Below are 17,869 nucleotides of genomic sequence, written 5' to 3' on the forward strand. Positions count from 1 at the left end.
GGCTGTCGAACAACTGTCATATAAATTAGGCGGCGCAAGGCTTCAGCCTCTCGCCGCCTTGTGCTATCGGGCGTTCATGGGGTTCAGGTCGACTTCCCTGATGGTGGTCTTGTTGTCCGTCGCCGCCGCACCGGCGATGGCGGGCGATATCGTGCGCAAGCCAGACCTGGCGGTCTGGGGCGCCGACGGCCACTTCCAGGGCTATTCCGCCGCCCAGACGCTGGACCTGTCGACCGACGCCGAGAAGGCGACCCTCACGGCCAAGGTGGCCGGCGCCCTCGACAACCCGACCTACAACTTCGACCTCAACCTGAACCAGAAGCCCGACGAGCACGCCGCGGCGAATCGGGCGGTCGGGGTGGGCGCGTCCTGGAACGCCCGCGAGGCGGCGATCCGCTCGTCCCTGGCCCGCTCGTTCGGCTTCGGCCTGCTGCCCAAGGCCAACTATGTGCGGCTGTCGATGGACATGAACGCCTCCCAGCCGATCTATCTGCGCGGCCGGGCCCCGGTGACCCGGGCCAATGTGCGGTCCGAGCTGACCCTGGACGGCCGTCCCGTGGCTTCGATCGCCGTCGGCGGCGGGACGATGGGCGACGAGGGCGTCGACTTCAGCCTGACCCGGCCGTTCGACATCCCCGCCGAGTTCACCGTCAGCCTGCGGGCCGCCGACGAGCGGGTCCAGGACGGTCGGCTGATGGTCAAGCTGGTCCGCACCACCTGGTAGGCCTCTAGGCGGTCTCGGCCGCCTTCACGGGCGCTGCGCGACTCGAATGTCGGACCGCCTGGGCGAACCGCTCCAGATAGAGCGGGTTCTCGGTGCCCATCAGCTTGTCCCACCAGGTGAAATACAGCCCGTAGTTCCAGCCGGCCTGGGCGTGGTGCAGGTCGTGGTGGGTCACTGTGGTCAACCAGGGCAGCAGCGGTCGACCGTCGCGCGTGGCCGGAAACAGCTCGTAGCCGCTGTGGCCCACGGTGTTGCGGACGATCTGGTGCAGCATGAACAGGCCCGCGACCGGCCACTGGGTGGGTACCACCAGCATCCACAGCGGCACGAACAGCGCGTTGATCGCCGCCTCGCCCAGGTCGAAGCTGTAGGCGGTGAACGGCGAGGGGCTGTTGGACCGGTGATGGCGGCGGTGGAAGGTCCGAAACAGCCGCCGGTCGTGGATCAGCCGGTGGGTCCAATAGAACCAGGCGTCGTGGGCGACCACCATCAGGAGCAGGCTGGCCCAGAACCACACCGGCCCCAGCTCGCGGGCGATGTAGGGGCCCGGCATCAGGCCGGCGTGGAACAGGCCGAAGCTGAGCAGGCCGACCGTCGAGAACACCAGGATCGAGCGGATCGAGCAGACGAACTCGACCAGTAGCTGGCGCGCGGGCGGGCGACCCTCGCGGATCTTGCGGCCGGCCAGCGGAACCGCCAGCACGACCCACAGCGTCAGCCAGACGCCGACCGCGAAGATCACGTAGCGGCTGACGTCGGTGAACGTGGCGTGCAGCCAGTTTTCGGCGAGGGGTAGAAGGAACGACATCGGGATTCCTCGGATGAGCGATGTCCCGAGGAGGATCCAGGCGGGCGCCGTCTGTCGCGCCGATGATGAAATCAGGCGGTCTTGTCGGCTTTCGGCGACGGATCGCCGGTTTCGACCAGCCTCAGCCGGGTGGGAGCAGGAGTGTTGGCGATCCGCCACTCGGTCGGGGTGACGCCGGTGGCGGCGCGGAAGGCCCGATTGAAAGGACCCAGCGAGGCGAAGCCCAGGTCGTAGGCGATGGTCGAGATCGACTTCAGGGCCAGGTCCGGGGCCGCCAGGGCGAGCTTGGCCGCCTCAATGCGGCGGCCGTTGACGTAGTCGGCGAAGTTGCGGTGGCCCAGCACGCCGTTGATCAGCCGGCGCAGCCGGTGCTCGGGTGCGCCGACCAGGGCCGCCAGGGCGCTGATCGACAGGTCCTCGCCGCGCCACACCTCGTCGTCGTCCATGGCGCTGGCAAGGCGGGCCAGCACCAGGCGGTCGGCGGGGGTAAGATCGAGGGCGGCGACGGGCGGCGACGGAGCCGCTTCGTCCGTCTGGGGGATCACCACCAGCAGCGGTTCGGCGCGCAGCAGGGCGATCGAGGCGGCGGCCGCCAGGGCGGCCAAGGCCAGGGCCTGCAGCAGGCTGGCGGCGGGCAGCCCCGGCAGTCCGCCGATCCAGGCCATGTCGCGGACGCTGAGCAGCAGGATGTAGCCGGCGGCGGCGATCATCACCGGTCCGCGAAGCTGGCGGCGCTGGTCCACCAGATCGCCGCGCCAGCCGCGCCAGATCACCAGCAGGGCGTGCGTCACCAGGCCGACCGAGGCCAGGTTGAAGGCCAGCCAGAACGGCCTGCAGATCGTCAGGGGCATGGAACGGGCCAGGAGCCACAGCGCCACCAGCCCGAGGGCCGGCCACAGCCGATGGAGCGAGAAGCGCCGCTCGTCGGTGAACAACGCATAGGCCAGGGCCCAGAACAGGCCGGTAGTGGCCACCGACAGGGCGCAGACGATCGGGAAGGCGGCCGCCGCGCCGCCCGGCCTATAGCCCTCGACCACATGGGCGATGGCGCAGGCGAAGAACAGGCCGCCCACCCAGCGGGCCGGCGTCACGCGGCGGTCCAGGACCAGGGCCAGCCCCGTGACCGCGAAGCCGCCGATGGCGGCGCCGCGCGCCAGGGTCTCCAGAAGGATCATATCGACCATGGCCATGAACCTAGACGTCGCGCGCGCGGGCCGCTGCGGTCCGCGCGCGCCGATTTCGCAGGAGACTGGCCGAAACCGGAATTATTTCTTCTTTCCGGCCTTGTAGGCCTTCACCGCGTCCATCGTCTGGGTGACGTGGCCCTGGAAGTTCAGGTCGCTGTAGGCCAGCAGGATCTTGCCGCCCGGCGCGATCACATAGGAGGTGCGGTTGGACAGGTTGTCCTTCATCGGCAGCACCACGTCGTACGTCTTGATCAGGTCGGCGTTCGCCGCGGCCACGGCGAACTTGTCGCGGCAGTGTTCCTTGGAGAAGTCCTTGATGCGGTCGACATTGCCGCCGGTGACGCCGATCACGGTCGCGCCCAGCTTCTCGAACTCGGGCGTGGCCTCGGCGAACTCGTGGGCCTCGGCCGTGCAGCCCGAGGTGTAGGCGGCCGGGAAGAAGTACAGCACCACGGGACCCTTCTTCAGCGCCTTGGACAGGGTGAAGGAAAAGTCGTTGCCGGCCAGGGCGGCGGGGGCGGTGAAGTCGGGGGCCTTCTCGCCGACCTTCAGGGCGGCCAGGGCGGGGGAGGCGGCCATCAGGACGGCGCAGAGCGCCAGGGGACGAGCGAGACCGGTGAGCAGGCGTTGCATGCATAGGCTCCAGGGGAAGGCGAGGGCGCAGCCAGCTGCGTCACGATTTCAATAACGCCATTCTTCCGGCTTCCAAACGGCAACCTGCGCCCTTAAGTCCGAAGGCTGGAACGGGGAGGCGACCATGGCGCTCGGCGAGACGGACATCCCAACCCTGGCGGCCTGGGCGGGCGGGCCCGACGCCTTCCGGACGCTGTTCGAGGCCTTCTACGCCGCCGTGCCCAACGACCCGGTGCTGGCGCCGGTGTTCGCCGGCATGAACCCGCGCCACGCCGAGCACGTGGCCGCCTTCGTCACCGAGGTGTTCGGCGGTCCCAAGGCCTATAGCGAAGCCGGCGGCGGCCACGCCGCGATGATCGGCCATCACCTGGGGCGTCACCTGACCGAAGAGCAGCGCCGCGCCTGGGTGTCGCTGATGCTGGACACCGCCGACGCGGTCGGCCTGCCGGCGGATCCTGAGTTCCGCGCCGCCTTCGTCGGCTATCTGGAGTGGGGCACGCGGCTGGCGGTGATCAATTCCGCGCCGGGCGTAGCGGCCCCGACCGACGACCCGCCGATGCCGGTCTGGGGTTGGGGGCCGCCCGGCGGGCCCTGGCTGGCCTGAAGGGCGGTCGACCATCGCGCGCGGCCTCCCGTCATGGTAGAACGTGGGGGCAGGCGGAGGCGGCTCGAATGTACGGCGCGATCCTTTCCAAGACGGTCCTGGCCAAGACGGTCCTGGCCATGGCGCTGCTGACGGCGACCATGGCGCATGCGGAGACGCCGACGGCCCGCAGCTTTCGGCCGCCGCCCTCACGGGTCGCGGTCCCGTTCACGCCGCGTCCGGCGCCGCCGCGGCCGATCTTCGTCGCTACCCGGACGCCACACTGTCCGAAACCGCCGCCCAAGCCTCCGGTTTCCGCCAGCCTTCCCAAGCCGGACTACAACAGGCGGACCATGAGGCTGGTCCAGCAGAACATCGCCATTATGGCCGCCATGCGCGCCGCCGAGACGCTGCGTCGCTGCGATCCGTCGTGGAGCGCCAGGAAGCTGGCGCGCAAGGGCTGTTCGCCGGCCGCGCGCCCGTCCGAACCCGTGCTGGACATGGCGCCGCCGCCGCCGCTCGCCTCGGGAACGGTCGTGGCGACAGCTTCGGAGGCCGCCGCCGGCCAAAACTGATCCTTGCCCGTGGCGCGGCGATCCCATAACCCTCCCGCCCTTGGATTTGTAACGAAGGAGCGGGCCCATGAGCATCGCCTTCATCTTCCCGGGTCAGGGCAGCCAGACGGTCGGCATGGGCGCCGACCTGGCCCAGGCCTTCGCCGCCGCCCGCGAAGTCTTCCAGGAGGTCGACGACGCCCTGGGCCAGAAGCTGTTCAAGCTGATGAGCGAGGGGCCGGAAGGCGACCTGACCCTGACCGAGAACGCCCAGCCAGCCTTGATGGCCGTCAGCCTGGCCGTGACCCGCGTGCTGGAGCGCGAGTTCGGCGTCGGCGTCGACCGGGCCGCGTTCGTGGCCGGCCACAGCCTGGGCGAATACAGCGCGCTAGCCGCCGCCGGTTCGATCACCCTGGCCGACACCGCTCGCCTGCTGAAGCTGCGCGGCCAGGCCATGCAGCGCGCCGTGCCGGTAGGCGAGGGGGCCATGGCTTCGCTGATCGGCCCCAAGACCGACCTGGCCCTGGCCGAAGCCGCCGCCGCCACCGGCTCGGAAGTCGGCGTCTGCGTCGTGGCCAACGACAACAACAACGGCAACGTGGTGATCTCGGGCGCCAAGGCCGCCGTCGACAAGGCCATCGAGAAGGCCAAGGAACTGGGCGCGCGGGCCATTCCGCTGAACGTCTCCGCGCCCTTCCACTGCCCGCTGATGCAGCCGGCCGCCGACGAGATGGAAGAGGCCCTGGCCCGCACGACCATCATCGCCCCGCGCGCGCCGTTGGTGGCCAATGTCACCGCCTCGCCGGTGCATGATCCCGACGTCATCCGTCGGCTGCTGGTCGAGCAGGTCACCGGCCGTGTGCGCTGGCGCGAGAGCATGACCTGGCTGGTCGGCGAGGGCGGCGTCACCCGCTTCGCCGAGGCCGGCGCGGGCAAGGTGCTGTCGGGCATGGCCAAGCGGATCGCTCCGGACGCCGAAGCCGTTCCCCTGAACAGCCCGGCCGACCTCGAAGCCTTCGCCAAGTCGCTTTAAACGCCAACGTCGTGGTGGCGTCCTCGTCCGAAGTTTATCCTTAGGCCAGCCAGAGGCTGGACCCGAGGGACAAGCTCAGGATGAGGACGACTGACGCGGCGGTTCATTTGAAACCCTCATCCTGAGCCAATCGAAGGACGAGGGTTTCACCCACTATCCTCCGGACGGAGAAACCAAATGTTCGATCTCACCGGCAAGACCGCCCTCGTCACCGGCGCCACGGGCGGCATCGGCGGGGCCATCGCCAAGGCTCTGCATCAGCAGGGCGCCCATGTCGTGCTGTCGGGCACTCGCGAACCGGCCCTGGCCGACCTAGCCGCCCAGTTCGGCGAGCGCGTGTCGTTTGTCGCGGCCAACCTCTCTGACGCCGCGGCCGTCGACGGCCTAGTCGCCAAGGCCGAGGAAGCCGCCGGCGCGCCGCTGGACATCGTGATCGCCAACGCCGGCGTCACCCGCGACGGCCTGATCGTCCGAATGAAGGACGAGGACTGGGACACCGTGATCAAGGTGAACCTGGAAGGCTATTTCCGCCTGTCGCGCGCCGCCGCCAAGGGGATGATGAAGCGCCGGGCGGGCCGGATCATCGGCATCACCTCGATCGTCGGCGTCACCGGCAATCCGGGCCAGACCAACTATGCCGCCTCCAAAGCCGGCATGATCGGCTTCTCCAAGGCCCTGGCCCAGGAGCTGGCCAGCCGCAACGTCACCGTCAACTGCGTGGCCCCAGGCTTCATCGCCAGCCCAATGACCGACGCCCTCAACGACCAGCAGAAGGCCGCCATCCTGTCGACCATTCCGGCCGGTCGGCTGGGCGAGGGGAGCGATATCGCCGCGGCGTGCGTTTACCTGGCGAGCGACCAGGGCGGTTACGTCACGGGTCAGACCTTGCACGTCAACGGCGGGATGGCCATGATCTGAGGCGTCGGCTTTTCCTGGGCTGGACGCCTTTCTGCTTGGAAAGACGAAAGCCCACATTTCTAACCGGACGTGCCGCTAGTCACTCGAAAAAGAACGTGATAGGCGGTGGCCCGACAATTCCCGTGGGTGGTGAAGGTTCGCCCCCGCCGCCCGCGGAACTGCAAGATTCAAAACGAGGGACTAAAAGAATGTCCGACATTCTCGAGCGCGTGCGTAAGATCGTCATCGAGCACCTGGACGCCGATCCGGAAAAGGTCACCGAAAAGGCCAGCTTCATCGACGACCTGGGCGCCGACAGCCTCGACAACGTCGAGCTGGTCATGGCGTTCGAAGAAGAATTCGACATCGAAATTCCGGATGACGCCGCCGAGCACATCCAGACCGTCGGTGACGCCGTGAAGTTCATCACGGAAAAGACCGGCGCCTAAGGCGTCGGGTTCGCGCAAATTCCGCGGACAGCACTATCAACCGCCGCGTCGCACGGGCTCTTGCCATCGTGCGCGCGGCGGTTTTCGTATGTGGCCGAGATTCGCGGCCTTCGGGGGAATGCCGGATTCGTCCAGAACCCCCATATGTCCGCGATACGAAGGTTGGGAGTGATCCATGCGTAGAGTCGTCGTCACCGGTATCGGCCTGCTGACCCCCCTGGGGCACGGCGTCGACGTGACCTGGAAGAACATCCTGGCCGGCAAGTCCGGCGCCAACCGGATCTCGGCCTTCGATCCGACCGAATACGCCTGCCAGGTGGCCTGCGAAGTGCCGCGCGTCGACGGACGCGGCGGTGGCGGTCCGGACGTCAAGGGCGCCTTCAATCCCGACCTGACCATGAGCCCGCGCGACCAGAAGCGGGTCGACGACTTCATCCTCTACGGCATCGCCGCCGCGGACGAAGCGGTGAAGGATTCCGGCTGGGTGCCGGAAACCGAGGAAGACAAGTATCGGACCGGGGTGATTCTCGGCTCGGGCATCGGCGGCCTCTCCACGATCGCCGATACGGCGCTTGAGCTGGAAGCCAAGGGCCCGCGCCGCATCAGCCCGTTCTTCATCTCCTCGGCCCTGATCAACCTGATCTCGGGCCAGGTCTCGATCCGCTACGGCTTCAAGGGGCCCAACCACGCCGTGGTCACCGCCTGCGCCACTGGGGCCCACGCCATTGGCGACGCCACCCGGCTGATCAAGTACGGCGACGCCGACGTGATGGTCGCCGGCGGCGCGGAAGCCGCCGTCTGCAAGGTCGGCATGGCCGGCTTCATCGCCTGCCGCGCCGTCTCGACCGACTTCAACGACACCCCGGAAAAGGCCTCGCGCCCCTACGACAAGGATCGCGACGGCTTCGTGATGGGCGAGGGCGCTGGCGCCCTGGTGCTGGAAGAGTACGAGCACGCCAAGGCGCGCGGCGCCAAGATCTATGCCGAGGTCATCGGTTACGGCCTGTCGGGCGACGCCTACCACATCACCGCCCCGTCGGAAGACGGCGACGGCGGCTTCCGGGCCCTGTCGGCGGCGGTCAAGGACGCGGGTCTCCAGCCCTCGGACATCGACTATGTCAACGCCCACGGCACCTCGACCATGGCCGACGGCATCGAGGCCAGGGCCGTCGAGCGCTTCCTGGGCGACCACGCCAAGAACGTGGTGATGTCGTCGACCAAGTCGATGACCGGCCACCTGCTGGGCGCGGCCGGCGCGATCGAGGGCATCTTCTCGATCCTGGCCATCCGTGACCAGGTCGCCCCGCCGACCATCAACCTGGACAATCCGGACGTGCACGTCGCCATGAACCTGGCGCCGAACAAGGCCGTGCCGCACAAGATCGACGTGGCGGTGTCCAACAGCTTCGGCTTCGGCGGCACCAACGCGGCCGTCGTGTTCCGCAAAGTCTCGTGAGCCGCAAGCCCTCGCCAACACGCCGCTCTCCACGGCCGGCGCCGAAGAAGACGGGGGCTCCCCGCAAGGCCAACCCACGCCGGCGCGAGACCGCGCCGGTCGGACGTCGCATCGCCGCCATGGGCGCGGGCCTGCTGACCATGCTGGGTCTGGCCGCCGTTCTGGTCGTTCTGGGCGCGGTGTGGATCTACCAGGGGCCCGGCCCGGCCGCGCGGTCGGGGGACGTCACCACCGTCGTCCTGCGGCGCGGCGCCAGCCTGCCCGAGATCGCCTCCAGCCTGGAGCAGGCGGGGGTGATCCGCTCGTCCTCGCTGTTCCTGACCGCCGCCCAGACCACCGGCGCGGCGCGCAGGCTGAAGGCCGGCGAATACGAGTTCGCCTCGCGCGCCTCCCTGCGCCAGGTGTTGGCCAAGATCCGCGACGGCAAGATCGTCCGCCACCAGGTGACCATCGCCGAGGGCCTGACCTCGGACATGGTCGTCGACATCCTGATGCGCGCGCCCGAGCTGACCGGCACCGTGCCCACCCCGCCGGAGGGCTCGATCCTGCCGGAGACCTACCAGGTCCAGCGCGGCGAGGACCGGGCGGCGGTGCTGCAACGGATGATGGACGCCCGCGACGAGGCGCTCGACCGCCTGTGGGCCGCCCGCCAGCCGGGCCTGCCATACGAGACCAAGGACCAGGCCGTGACCATGGCCTCGATCGTCGAGAAGGAAACGGGCCTGGCCCGCGAGCGCCCGCACGTGGCGGCGGTGTTCATCAACCGCCTGCGCCAGGGCGTCCGCCTGGGCAGCGACCCGACCATCATCTACGGCCTGACCCGCGGGCGGCCGCTGGGCCGGGGTATCCTGCAGTCGGAACTGCAGCGCCAGACGCCCTACAACACCTACCTGATCGAGGGCCTGCCGCCGACGCCGATCGCCAATCCGGGCAAGGCCGCCCTGGCGGCGGTGCTCAATCCGATGAAAAGCGACGACCTCTATTTCGTTGCCGACGGCACCGGCGGCCATGTCTTCGCCTCGACCTACGAGGAGCACGAGCGCAATGTCGCCAAGTGGCGGCAGGTCGAGCGGTCGAAGGCGGCGGCCCAGGCCGGCGTTGCAGGGGCCGCGAAAGGCCCGCCGCAAGCGCGATCGGGCGCCGGAGGCTAGGATGGCGCTGTCAGGCATGACCGGCTTCGCCCGCGTCGAGGGCTCGCACGGGGCCTGGTCGTGGGCGGTGGAGGCGCGCAGCGTCAACGGCCGCAACCTCGAGACCCGCTTTCGCGGCCCGCCGGGCTTCGAGAGCCTGGACCGGGCCGCCCGCGACGGCGCCCAGGCCCGCTTCCAGCGCGGTCAGCTGACCGTCAACCTGCAGGCCAAGCGCGTCGAGGCGCAAGGCGCCGTGCAGATCAACGTCGAGTTGCTGGAACGCTACCTGAAGGCCGGCGCGCCCTATGTGGCCACCGGCATGGTCGCCAAGCCCACGCTCGACGGCCTGCTGGCCCTGCGCGGCGTAGTCGACGCTCGCGACGAAGAGGACGCCGCCGAGGATCGCGCCGCGGTCGAGGCCGCCATGGCCGCCACGATCGGCCAGGCCCTGGACGGCCTGAAGGCCGCGCGACTGGAGGAAGGGGCGGCTCTGGGCCCGATCCTGACCGGCGCCGTCGACCGCATCGAGGCCCTGACCCAACTGGCCTCGCGGGAAGCCGCCGGCCAGCCGGCCGTGCTCAAGGACCGCTATGCCCGCAAGCTGACCGAGCTGATCGGCGAGGCGGCTTCGGAAGAGCGCATCATCCAGGAGGCCGCCGCCATGGCCGTCAAGGCCGACGTCCGCGAGGAACTGGACCGGCTGACCAGCCACGTGGCCGCCGCCCGCGCCCTGCTGGCCGTCGACGCCGCCGCCGGCCGACGCCTGGACTTCCTGTCCCAGGAGTTCATGCGCGAGGCCAACACCCTTTGCAGCAAGTCGGCGCTGACCGCCTTGACCACGCACGGCCTGGATCTGAAGGCCACGATCGAGCAATTCCGGGAACAGGTTCAGAATGTCGAATAATCCGCATGGACGCACGCGCGGCCTGCTGCTGATGGTCGTGGCCCCGTCGGGCGTGGGCAAGACCTCGCTGACCCGCCGTCTGGTGGCCGACCACAACGACCTGCACCTATCGATCAGCGCCACCACCCGCGACCCCCGTCCGGGCGAGCACGACGGCCGCGACTACCACTTCGTCGGCCGCGACACGTTCCAGGCCATGATCCGGGACGACGCCTTCCTGGAATGGGCAGAGGTCTACGGCAACCACTATGGCAGCCCGCGAGCCCCAATCATGGAGGCGCTGGACCGCGGCGAAAGCGTGCTGTTCGACATCGACTTCCAGGGCGCGATGAAGGTCCACGCCCAACTGCCCGAGGACTCGGTGCTGATCTATGTGCTGCCGCCGTCGCTGGCCGAGATGAGCCGCCGGCTGCACGCGCGCAGCCAGGACAGCGAAGAGGTCATCGCCAAGCGTCTCGCCCGCGCCAAGGACGAGGTCGCCGCCTGGGAGCGGTTCGACTACGTCATCCTCAATGACGACTTCGACAAGGCCTATTCGGACCTGGCTCACATCTATCACGCCGAGCGCCAGAAGCGTGTTCGCAACCCGTGGATCGGCAACTTGGTGGGGGATTTGCTGAGGGAAGAGATCTAGATCGTCGTGACGATCTAGGACTCGCCATGGGCGGAGGTTCTGATCCAACGCCGCCTTTTGGAGGCGGCGTTGGTGATATTCATTGAACGCCACGCGGGGATTCAGGATGGTCGATCACCCTCGAAACAAGCTTGGCCAAAATTTCGCCTTGAGAGCGCGATGACTTCTAGGACATCCAGAAGTTTAATGCGGGGCGCGCGATGATCGGATGGTGGCTGGCGACGATGTTGTTGGTTCAGGCCGCGCCGTCGTCGTCGTCTGGCCCTCCGCCGCTGGCGCCGGCGGTCGCCGCTCGGATCGCGCCAGTCGCCCAGGCCATCGAAGCCGAACGCGCCGCCCAGGCCGTCTTGCCGCCTCCCGTCGGTGACGCCGAACGACTGGTGCGCATGGCGCGGCTGGAGCAAGCTGGCCGCAAGGCGCTGATCGCCATCGACCTGCACGACCTGGCGCAACCCGAGCGAGACATGGCCCAGGCCGCCATGTGGGCGCCTATCAACGCGGTGGACCAGGCCAACCGAATCGAATTGTTGCAGATGGCGCCCCCTGAAGGCTGGTTCTACCTCAGCCGCTATGGCGAGCCAGCCGCGAACGCCGCCTTTCTGATCGTGCAGCACGGCGATCTCGATCTGTGGCGACGTTTCGTGCCGGTGCTTGAACCCCTGGTCGCCAAGGGCGAGGTCGATGGCCAGGCCTACGGCCTGATGTATGACCGTCTCGCAATCCACGAGGGACGACCACAGCGCTACGGCAGTCAGATGACCTGCGAGGCCGGCAGGTTCGTCGTCGACACGCTGGAGGATCCCGCTCACGTCGACCAGCGCCGCAAGGCGATGGGATTCGTCCAGACCTTGGCCGAGTACGAACAGAACTTCGCCAACTATCCGCCCTGCTGAGGGCGTCCGCTATCCTCAATGCAGCTTCAGCCGTCCCGCCACCCGCTGCTGCAGCAGCCGCGCCAGGGCCAGGACGATGGTCTTGGGCGTGCCCATGATCGCCCGGTGGTGGTCCAGGTGCAGCGAGATATAGGCCCACTTGGCGATCAGGCCCTCGACGAAGAAGTTCGGCCCGCCCAGGCCGCCCATCAGGGCGCCGACGCCCTTGTTCTCGCCCAGCGACAGCAGCGAGCCGAAGTCGCGATAGACGAACGGCGCCTCCACGCGGCGCTGGCCCATCCGGGCGATCAGGGCCTTGGCCAGGTAGCTGGCCTGCTGGTGGGCGGCCTGGGCGCGGGCGGGGATGATCCGCCCCTCCTTGCCCGCCGTGCCGACCCAGGGCGCGGCGGCGCAGTCGCCCAGGGCCCAGACGTCCGTCGCCGAGGTCTCAAGCCGCTCGTTGACGACGAACTGGTTGGTCCTGTTGATCTCCAGTCCGTAGTCGGCGTTGGTCGGCGCGGCCTTGACCCCGGCGGCCCAGACGATCAGGTCGGCCGGGATGTCGCCCTGGCTGGTCTCCAGGCGGTCGGGGTGGACGGCCACCACCTTGGCCCCGGTGTGGACCCGCACGCCCTTGCGCTCCAGGGCCACGGTGGCCTGGTCGGAGATCTTCTCGGGCAGACCGCCCAGGATGCGCGGGGCGGCCTCGACGATGGCGATGTCCAGGCGAAAGCGCTGCTCCGTGCCCAGGCTGCCCAGCAGTTCGCGATGGGCCTCGATCAGTTCGGCCGATAGCTCCACGCCGGTGGCCCCGCCGCCGACGATGGCCACGCTCATGCTCTTCTCGGCCGCGAACGAGGCCTTCATGAAGGCCGCCAGCAGGCGGGTGTGGAAGGCCTCGGCGTCCTCGGTGCGTTCCAGCAGGTGGGCCTGGTCAGCGCCGGGCGTGCCGAACAGGTTGCTGCCGCTGCCGATCGCCAGCACGCCCCAGCTGAAGGTCACCCCCCGCTCGGGCACCAGCACCTTGCCGCCCTCCGCCAGGATGGGCTTGAGGCTCAGGCGCTTGGCGACGGGATCGAAGCTGTCCAGTTCGCCCAGCAGGAAGCTGAAATGGTTGGCGCGGCCCAGGATCGAATAGGACAGGCCCTCCTGGTGGGTGTCCAGCGTGCCGGCCGCCACCTCGTGCAGGGTGGGCTTCCAGATGTGAAAGCTGGAGCGGTCGATCAGCAGCACGCGTTCCTTGCCGGCCTTGGGGCCCAGCTTGCGCCCCAGCCGCGCCGCCAGCTCCAGGCCGCCGGCTCCGCCGCCGACGATCACGATGTCGTAGTGCATGCCCGCCATCCAGAAATTCCTCAGACGGTGAATATATAGGGGTGAAGACGGGCCGTGTCAGGCCAGGTTGAGCTGCCAGGACACGCCGAACCGGTCGTTGACCCAGGCGAAACGCCGGCTGAAGCCATAGTCGCCCAGCGGCATCAGCTCGGCCCCGCCGTCGGCGAGGGCGGCGGCCAGGCGCGCGATCTCGTCCTCGGACTCGCAATCGACGAACAGGGACGAGGCGGGCGTGAAGTCGAAGGCGTGCCTGACGAAGCTGTCGGAGCAGAAGACCTCCTGGCCGCCGATCCGAAAGCGGGCGCGGATCACCGTGCCTTCGGGGCCGGGGCCGGCGGGGCCGTAGCGCTCGACATCGAGGATTTCGCCGTCGGGGAACAGCGAGACGTAGAAGGTCATCGCCGCTTCGGCGTCCCGCGCCTGAAACATCAGGAACGGCCGTATGGTCTGGCTCACCGTCGCTCTCCCGGAACGCTGTTCCGCGCAGAATGACGGTGAGTTGTCTCGAACCGCAAGCCCAGTGGTACCGGTAACCCGCGGTTCGCGACGGTTAGGGCCTACGGAATGGGGCTCATCTCGAGGCGCTTGTCGAGATAGTCGCCGACGCTGCGTTCGACGCTGGGCAGGTGCTCGACCCAGAAGTGGGTGGCCTTGTCGACCACCTCGTAGTCGATGACGATGCCCTTCTGGGTGCGCAACTTGCTGACCACGCGCTCCACCTCGACTGGCGGGGTGATGGTGTCGGCCGAACCGGCCAGGAACAGGCCCGAGGCCGGGCAGGGGGCCAGGAAGCTGAAATCGTACATGTTGGTCGGCGGCGACACCGAGATGAAGCCGTCGGTCTCGGGCCGGCGCATCAGCAGCTGCATGCCGATATAGGCGCCGAAGTCGAAGCCCGCGACCCAGGTCTGGGCGGCGGCGGGGTTGTTGGACTGCAGCCAGTCCAAGGCCGTGGCCGCGTCGGCCAGCTCGCCGATGCCGGCGTCGAACTCGCCCTGGCTGCGGCCGACGCCGCGGAAGTTGAAGCGCAGGGTCGCGAAGCCGCGCTTCATGAACAGGTGGTACAGCTGCACCGAGACCGGGTGGTTCATGTGCCCGCCCGCCTTGGGGTGCGGATGCAGGATCAGCGCGATCGGCGCATTGTCGGTCTTGCCCGGCGAATAGCGGCCCTCGATGCGGCCCGAAGCTCCGGTCAAAATCACGTCAGGCATTCAAGATCCCTATCCAAAAAGGGGCGACGGGCCCGTTTCCTCGCGCCGGAATAGGCGAAGGAATACTTGACCACTGCGCTTGGTCTTCCTAAATCCACACCGCGCGCCTTGGTCTTTCGCAAGCGCCTCGGCGCGAAGTCGCGGCTTGTAGCACACGCCTAAGCCGATGCGCGGGGAATCCGCAAGGAGATAAGGCGCATGCGCCTGAGCACCAAGGGACGCTACGCGGTGATGGCCATGACCGATCTGGCCCGCCGCCAGGACGAGGCGGAGGGCCGCGCCGTGGCCCTGGCTGAGATCGCCGCCCGCCAGCAGATCTCGCTTTCCTATCTCGAGCAGTTGTTCGCCCGCCTGCGCCGCAAGGGGCTGGTGGTCAGCGCCCGGGGCCCCGGCGGCGGCTATCGCCTGGCCCGCGAGGCCCGCGACACCGCCATCGCCGACATCGTCCTGGCCGTGGACGAGCCCTTGCGGGCGACTCGCTGCGGTCTTTCCAAAGCCGGCGTCGGCAAGGGCGCGCCTAAGGGCTGCATGGCCGGCGGCGCCCAGTGCCTGACCCACGACCTGTGGGAGGAGATGGGCCGCCAGATCCACGGCTACTTGGCCAGCGTGTCGGTGGCCGACGTGCTGGACGGCAAGCTGAAGGACAGGGCTCGGGCGAACAAGGCAGGGGAGATGGCCGCGGCGTGACCAAGCCCTCGATCTATCTCGACTACAACGCCACCGCCCCGATCCGCCCCGAGGCGCGGGACGCGGTGCTGCGCGCCTTCGAGGCCGCCGGCAATCCCTCGTCGGTGCACGCCAGCGGCCGGGCCGCCCGCGACGTGGTCGAGACCGCCCGCGCCCAGGTGGCGGCCCTGGTCGGGGTCGTACCGGGCTCGGCCACCTTCGTCAGCGGCGGCACCGAGGCCAATGCGCTCGCCATCGGCAGCGCCGCCTTCGCCGGCTTCAACCGCATCATCGTCAGCGAGGGCGAGCACGACGCCGTGCTCGAGACCGCCGCCGCCTCGGGCCTGCAGGTCCTGAAGATGCCGCTGGACGCCGAAGGCGTCGCTCGGCTGGACTGGCTGGAAGAAGCGCTCGGCGACGAGGGCCGGGCCCTGGTCTGCCTGATGCTGGCCAACAACGAGACCGGCGTGATCCAGCCCGTCGCCGAAGCCGCCGCCCTGGTCCGCGCCGCCGACGGCTGGCTGCATGTCGACGCCGTCCAGGCGGCCGGCAAGATCGTCATCGACTTTTCTGCGCTTGGCGCCGACACGATGGCGCTGTCGGCCCACAAGCTGGGCGGGCCGCAGGGCGTCGGCGCGCTGGTGGCCGGCACGCGGGCCACGATCGTCCGCCAGCAGCACGGCGGCGGCCAGGAGCGCGGCCGCCGGGCCGGCACCGAGAACGTCGCCGGGATCGCGGGCTTCGGCGCGGCGGCGGAAGCGGCCTCGCACGACTTGCCCTTGATGGCCAATCAAGGCACATGGCGCGACGCCTTGGCCGAACGGGTCAAGGCCGCTGGCGCCGTGGTGCTCGGGGAGGGCGCTCAACGCCTGCCCCAAACCCTTTGTCTGGCGGCCGAGGGCTTCGCCTCGCAGATTCAGGTGATGGGCCTGGACCTGGCCGGGGTGATGGTCAGCGCCGGCAGCGCCTGCTCGTCGGGCAAGGTCAAGGCCAGCCGCGTGGTGGACGCCATGGGCCGGGCCGACCTGGCCCCGTTCGCCCTGCGCGTCAGCGGCGGCTGGGCCTCGACCGAGCAAGACTGGATTTCCTGCGGCGACGCCTGGCTCGCCGCCTATTCGCGTATCGGCGCTCGTCGCCGGGAGGTGGCGTAATGGCCGCGGTCAAACAGACCATTGATACCGTCGCGGCGCTCGAGAAGTACGAGCACGGCTTCACCAGCGACATCGACCAGGAGTTCGCCCCCAAGGGCCTCTCCGAGGACATCGTGCGCTTCATCTCGGCCAAGAAGGACGAGCCCCAGTGGATGCTCGACTGGCGGCTGGAGGCCTATCGCCGTTGGCTGGAGCTGGAAGAACCTGTCTGGGCCAATGTCACCCATCCGCCCATCGACTATCAGGACAGCTACTATTACGCCGCGCCGACCCAGAAGGTCGGGATCGCCAGCCTCGACGAGGTGGATCCCGATATACTGGCCGTCTACGCCAAGCTGGGCATCCCGCTGAAGGAACAGGAAGTGTTGGCCGGCGTGGTTGGCGCGCCGCGCTACGCCGTGGACGCGGTGTTCGACAGCGTCAGCGTGGTCACCACCTTCAAGAAGGAGTTGGCTGCGGTCGGGGTGATCTTCTGCTCGATGAGCGAGGCGATCCGCGAGCACCCGGAGCTGGTCAAGCAGTACCTCGGCTCGGTCGTGCCGACCTCGGACAACTATTTCGCCTGCCTCAACAGCGCGGTCTTCAGCGACGGTTCGTTCGTCTACATCCCGCCGGGCGTGCGCTGCCCGATGGAGCTGTCGACCTATTTCCGGATCAACGCCAAGGATTCCGGCCAGTTCGAGCGCACCCTGATCATCGCCGACAAGGGCGCCTATTGCTCGTACCTGGAGGGCTGCACGGCCCCGATGCGCGACGAGAACCAGCTGCACGCCGCCGTGGTCGAGCTGGTGCTGCTGGACGACGCCGAGATCAAGTATTCCACCGTCCAGAACTGGTATCCGGGCGATCCGGAAACCGGCAAGGGCGGCATCTACAACTTCGTCACCAAGCGCGCCGACTGCCGCGGCGACCGCTCCAAGGTGTCGTGGACCCAGGTCGAGACGGGCTCGGCCATCACCTGGAAATATCCGTCGTGCGTGCTGCGCGGCGAGGGCAGCTCGGGCGAGTTCTACTCGATCGCCGTGACTAACGGCCACCAGCAGGCCGACACCGGCACTAAGATGATCCACCTGGGGGCCAACACCCGCTCGCGGATCGTCGCCAAGGGCATCAGCGCCGGCAAGTCGACCAGCACCTATCGCGGCCTCGTCTCGGCCCACCCGAAAGCCAAGGGCGCGCGCAACTTCACCCAGTGCGACAGCCTGCTGATCGGCAAGACCTGCGCGGCCCATACCGTGCCCTATATCGAGGCCCGCAACGGCCACTCGGTGTTCGAGCACGAAGCCACGACGACCCGCCTGTCGGACGACCAGCTGTTCTACTGCCAGCAGCGCGGCCTTTCCCAGGAAGAGGCCGTGGCCCTGCTGGTCAACGGCTTCGTCAAGGACGTGCTGCAGCAACTGCCCATGGAATTCGCCGTCGAGGCCCAGAAGCTGGTGGCGATCTCGCTGGAAGGCTCGGTGGGATGACGAGCGTTAAGCCGATATCGCCTGTCTTCGGACTGCTTGGAGCTTTGTTTTGTAGCTTGGCGATCGCCGTCGAGTTCGCGTTGGGCTTCCATGTTCGCGGCCTGTCCCTGAACCTGATCCTTGCCCTGAGTTGGCTGCTTGTCGTCGGGTTCGCGGTGTTCAGCTATAGAGCGCGG

Annotated in this window: 20 protein-coding genes; 14 read left to right on the forward strand and 6 right to left on the reverse strand. The window is 68.5% G+C overall.

Annotation, left to right across the window (positions count from 1 at the left end):
- Window positions 1-76 precede the first annotated feature (76 nt).
- On the forward strand, window positions 77-724 hold the full coding sequence (locus ACSQ2G_RS12945) for a hypothetical protein (RefSeq protein ID WP_310078881.1): 648 nt from the start codon (window positions 77-79) through the stop codon (window positions 722-724).
- Between the two features lie 4 nt (window positions 725-728).
- Here ACSQ2G_RS12945 and ACSQ2G_RS12950 read toward each other — a convergent pair whose 3' ends face one another.
- From ACSQ2G_RS12950 to ACSQ2G_RS12960, 3 genes are all read right to left on the reverse strand, one after another.
- Window positions 729-1,532 (reverse strand): sterol desaturase family protein, encoded by an 804-nt coding sequence (locus tag ACSQ2G_RS12950; RefSeq protein WP_436031417.1) that lies wholly within the window; start codon window positions 1,530-1,532, stop codon window positions 729-731.
- Window positions 1,533-1,603: 71 nt separating this feature from the next.
- A complete protein-coding gene (locus ACSQ2G_RS12955) occupies window positions 1,604-2,716 on the reverse strand; it encodes a helix-turn-helix domain-containing protein (protein WP_436031419.1) in 1,113 nt (370 codons plus the stop codon).
- 81 nt (window positions 2,717-2,797) lie between these two features.
- Complete coding sequence (locus ACSQ2G_RS12960) at window positions 2,798-3,352, reverse strand: peroxiredoxin (protein ID WP_436031421.1); 555 nt, start codon at window positions 3,350-3,352, stop codon at window positions 2,798-2,800.
- A gap of 124 nt (window positions 3,353-3,476) precedes the next feature.
- Between ACSQ2G_RS12960 and ACSQ2G_RS12965 the strand changes: the two genes are divergently transcribed.
- From ACSQ2G_RS12965 to ACSQ2G_RS13010, 10 genes are all read left to right on the forward strand, one after another.
- A complete protein-coding gene (locus tag ACSQ2G_RS12965; protein ID WP_436031422.1) occupies window positions 3,477-3,956 on the forward strand; it encodes a group II truncated hemoglobin in 480 nt (159 codons plus the stop codon).
- Window positions 3,957-4,024: 68 nt separating this feature from the next.
- The gene (locus ACSQ2G_RS12970; RefSeq protein ID WP_436031424.1) at window positions 4,025-4,510 is read left to right on the forward strand and encodes a hypothetical protein; all 486 of its coding nucleotides are present in this window, start codon (window positions 4,025-4,027) and stop codon (window positions 4,508-4,510) included.
- A gap of 67 nt (window positions 4,511-4,577) precedes the next feature.
- Entirely contained in the window at window positions 4,578-5,522 is a 945-nt protein-coding gene (fabD, locus tag ACSQ2G_RS12975; protein WP_436031425.1) for an ACP S-malonyltransferase, read from the forward strand.
- Between the two features lie 177 nt (window positions 5,523-5,699).
- Window positions 5,700-6,440 (forward strand): 3-oxoacyl-[acyl-carrier-protein] reductase, encoded by a 741-nt coding sequence (gene fabG / locus ACSQ2G_RS12980; RefSeq protein WP_436031427.1) that lies wholly within the window; start codon window positions 5,700-5,702, stop codon window positions 6,438-6,440.
- A 188-nt stretch (window positions 6,441-6,628) separates the two neighbouring features.
- Window positions 6,629-6,868 (forward strand): acyl carrier protein, encoded by a 240-nt coding sequence (locus tag ACSQ2G_RS12985; protein ID WP_007672577.1) that lies wholly within the window; start codon window positions 6,629-6,631, stop codon window positions 6,866-6,868.
- Window positions 6,869-7,043: 175 nt separating this feature from the next.
- Window positions 7,044-8,324, forward strand: a complete 1,281-nt coding sequence (fabF, locus tag ACSQ2G_RS12990) for a beta-ketoacyl-ACP synthase II (protein ID WP_436031430.1) — start codon at window positions 7,044-7,046, stop codon at window positions 8,322-8,324.
- On the forward strand, window positions 8,321-9,475 hold the full coding sequence (mltG, locus tag ACSQ2G_RS12995; protein ID WP_436031432.1) for an endolytic transglycosylase MltG: 1,155 nt from the start codon (window positions 8,321-8,323) through the stop codon (window positions 9,473-9,475). Before fabF ends, mltG begins: the two co-directional genes overlap by 4 nt.
- Window position 9,476: 1 nt before the next feature.
- The gene (locus ACSQ2G_RS13000) at window positions 9,477-10,358 is read left to right on the forward strand and encodes a YicC/YloC family endoribonuclease (protein ID WP_436031434.1); all 882 of its coding nucleotides are present in this window, start codon (window positions 9,477-9,479) and stop codon (window positions 10,356-10,358) included.
- Window positions 10,348-10,992 (forward strand): guanylate kinase, encoded by a 645-nt coding sequence (gene gmk / locus ACSQ2G_RS13005; RefSeq protein WP_436031436.1) that lies wholly within the window; start codon window positions 10,348-10,350, stop codon window positions 10,990-10,992. The genes ACSQ2G_RS13000 and gmk overlap by 11 nt, the downstream gene beginning before the upstream one ends.
- A gap of 200 nt (window positions 10,993-11,192) precedes the next feature.
- Window positions 11,193-11,885: a DUF6624 domain-containing protein gene (locus tag ACSQ2G_RS13010; RefSeq protein WP_436031438.1), complete on the forward strand. Its 693-nt coding sequence runs from the start codon at window positions 11,193-11,195 to the stop codon at window positions 11,883-11,885.
- A 15-nt stretch (window positions 11,886-11,900) separates the two neighbouring features.
- Here the strand turns inward: ACSQ2G_RS13010 and ACSQ2G_RS13015 are convergent, their stop codons facing one another.
- The 3 genes from ACSQ2G_RS13015 to ACSQ2G_RS13025 form a co-directional block, all read right to left on the reverse strand.
- Window positions 11,901-13,196, reverse strand: coding sequence for an NAD(P)/FAD-dependent oxidoreductase (locus ACSQ2G_RS13015; RefSeq protein ID WP_436031440.1), 1,296 nt, complete (start codon window positions 13,194-13,196; stop codon window positions 11,901-11,903).
- A 57-nt stretch (window positions 13,197-13,253) separates the two neighbouring features.
- The gene (locus ACSQ2G_RS13020; RefSeq protein ID WP_436031442.1) at window positions 13,254-13,652 is read right to left on the reverse strand and encodes a VOC family protein; all 399 of its coding nucleotides are present in this window, start codon (window positions 13,650-13,652) and stop codon (window positions 13,254-13,256) included.
- A gap of 101 nt (window positions 13,653-13,753) precedes the next feature.
- A complete protein-coding gene (locus ACSQ2G_RS13025) occupies window positions 13,754-14,407 on the reverse strand; it encodes an alpha/beta hydrolase (protein WP_436031444.1) in 654 nt (217 codons plus the stop codon).
- A gap of 198 nt (window positions 14,408-14,605) precedes the next feature.
- On the opposite strand from ACSQ2G_RS13025, the gene ACSQ2G_RS13030 reads away from it, so the two are divergent.
- The 3 genes from ACSQ2G_RS13030 to sufB are packed head-to-tail and all read left to right on the forward strand — an operon-like array spanning window position 14,606 to window position 17,693.
- Entirely contained in the window at window positions 14,606-15,094 is a 489-nt protein-coding gene (locus ACSQ2G_RS13030; RefSeq protein WP_436031446.1) for an Rrf2 family transcriptional regulator, read from the forward strand.
- Window positions 15,091-16,224, forward strand: coding sequence for a cysteine desulfurase family protein (locus tag ACSQ2G_RS13035; protein ID WP_436031448.1), 1,134 nt, complete (start codon window positions 15,091-15,093; stop codon window positions 16,222-16,224). The genes ACSQ2G_RS13030 and ACSQ2G_RS13035 overlap by 4 nt, the downstream gene beginning before the upstream one ends.
- Entirely contained in the window at window positions 16,224-17,693 is a 1,470-nt protein-coding gene (sufB, locus tag ACSQ2G_RS13040; RefSeq protein WP_436031450.1) for a Fe-S cluster assembly protein SufB, read from the forward strand. Before ACSQ2G_RS13035 ends, sufB begins: the two co-directional genes overlap by 1 nt.
- Window positions 17,694-17,869: the final 176 nt, after the last annotated feature.

This window comes from Caulobacter sp. LjRoot300 (assembly GCF_964253875.1).
Taxonomy (GTDB): domain Bacteria; phylum Pseudomonadota; class Alphaproteobacteria; order Caulobacterales; family Caulobacteraceae; genus Caulobacter.

Coding starts and splice junctions, on each gene's coding strand:
- ACSQ2G_RS12970 (WP_436031424.1), top strand. CDS start 4,025: ATGTACGGCGCGATCCTTTCCAAGACGGTCCTGGCCAAGACGGTCCTG.
- ACSQ2G_RS12985 (WP_007672577.1), top strand. CDS start 6,629: ATGTCCGACATTCTCGAGCGCGTGCGTAAGATCGTCATCGAGCACCTG.
- ACSQ2G_RS12965 (WP_436031422.1), top strand. CDS start 3,477: ATGGCGCTCGGCGAGACGGACATCCCAACCCTGGCGGCCTGGGCGGGC.
- gmk (WP_436031436.1), top strand. CDS start 10,348: ATGTCGAATAATCCGCATGGACGCACGCGCGGCCTGCTGCTGATGGTC.
- fabF (WP_436031430.1), top strand. CDS start 7,044: ATGCGTAGAGTCGTCGTCACCGGTATCGGCCTGCTGACCCCCCTGGGG.
- ACSQ2G_RS13030 (WP_436031446.1), top strand. CDS start 14,606: ATGCGCCTGAGCACCAAGGGACGCTACGCGGTGATGGCCATGACCGAT.
- ACSQ2G_RS12955 (WP_436031419.1), bottom strand. CDS start 2,716: ATGGTCGATATGATCCTTCTGGAGACCCTGGCGCGCGGCGCCGCCATC.
- fabD (WP_436031425.1), top strand. CDS start 4,578: ATGAGCATCGCCTTCATCTTCCCGGGTCAGGGCAGCCAGACGGTCGGC.
- ACSQ2G_RS12945 (WP_310078881.1), top strand. CDS start 77: ATGGGGTTCAGGTCGACTTCCCTGATGGTGGTCTTGTTGTCCGTCGCC.
- ACSQ2G_RS12950 (WP_436031417.1), bottom strand. CDS start 1,532: ATGTCGTTCCTTCTACCCCTCGCCGAAAACTGGCTGCACGCCACGTTC.
- fabG (WP_436031427.1), top strand. CDS start 5,700: ATGTTCGATCTCACCGGCAAGACCGCCCTCGTCACCGGCGCCACGGGC.
- ACSQ2G_RS13025 (WP_436031444.1), bottom strand. CDS start 14,407: ATGCCTGACGTGATTTTGACCGGAGCTTCGGGCCGCATCGAGGGCCGC.
- ACSQ2G_RS13000 (WP_436031434.1), top strand. CDS start 9,477: ATGGCGCTGTCAGGCATGACCGGCTTCGCCCGCGTCGAGGGCTCGCAC.
- ACSQ2G_RS13015 (WP_436031440.1), bottom strand. CDS start 13,196: ATGCACTACGACATCGTGATCGTCGGCGGCGGAGCCGGCGGCCTGGAG.
- ACSQ2G_RS13010 (WP_436031438.1), top strand. CDS start 11,193: ATGATCGGATGGTGGCTGGCGACGATGTTGTTGGTTCAGGCCGCGCCG.
- sufB (WP_436031450.1), top strand. CDS start 16,224: ATGGCCGCGGTCAAACAGACCATTGATACCGTCGCGGCGCTCGAGAAG.
- ACSQ2G_RS12960 (WP_436031421.1), bottom strand. CDS start 3,352: ATGCAACGCCTGCTCACCGGTCTCGCTCGTCCCCTGGCGCTCTGCGCC.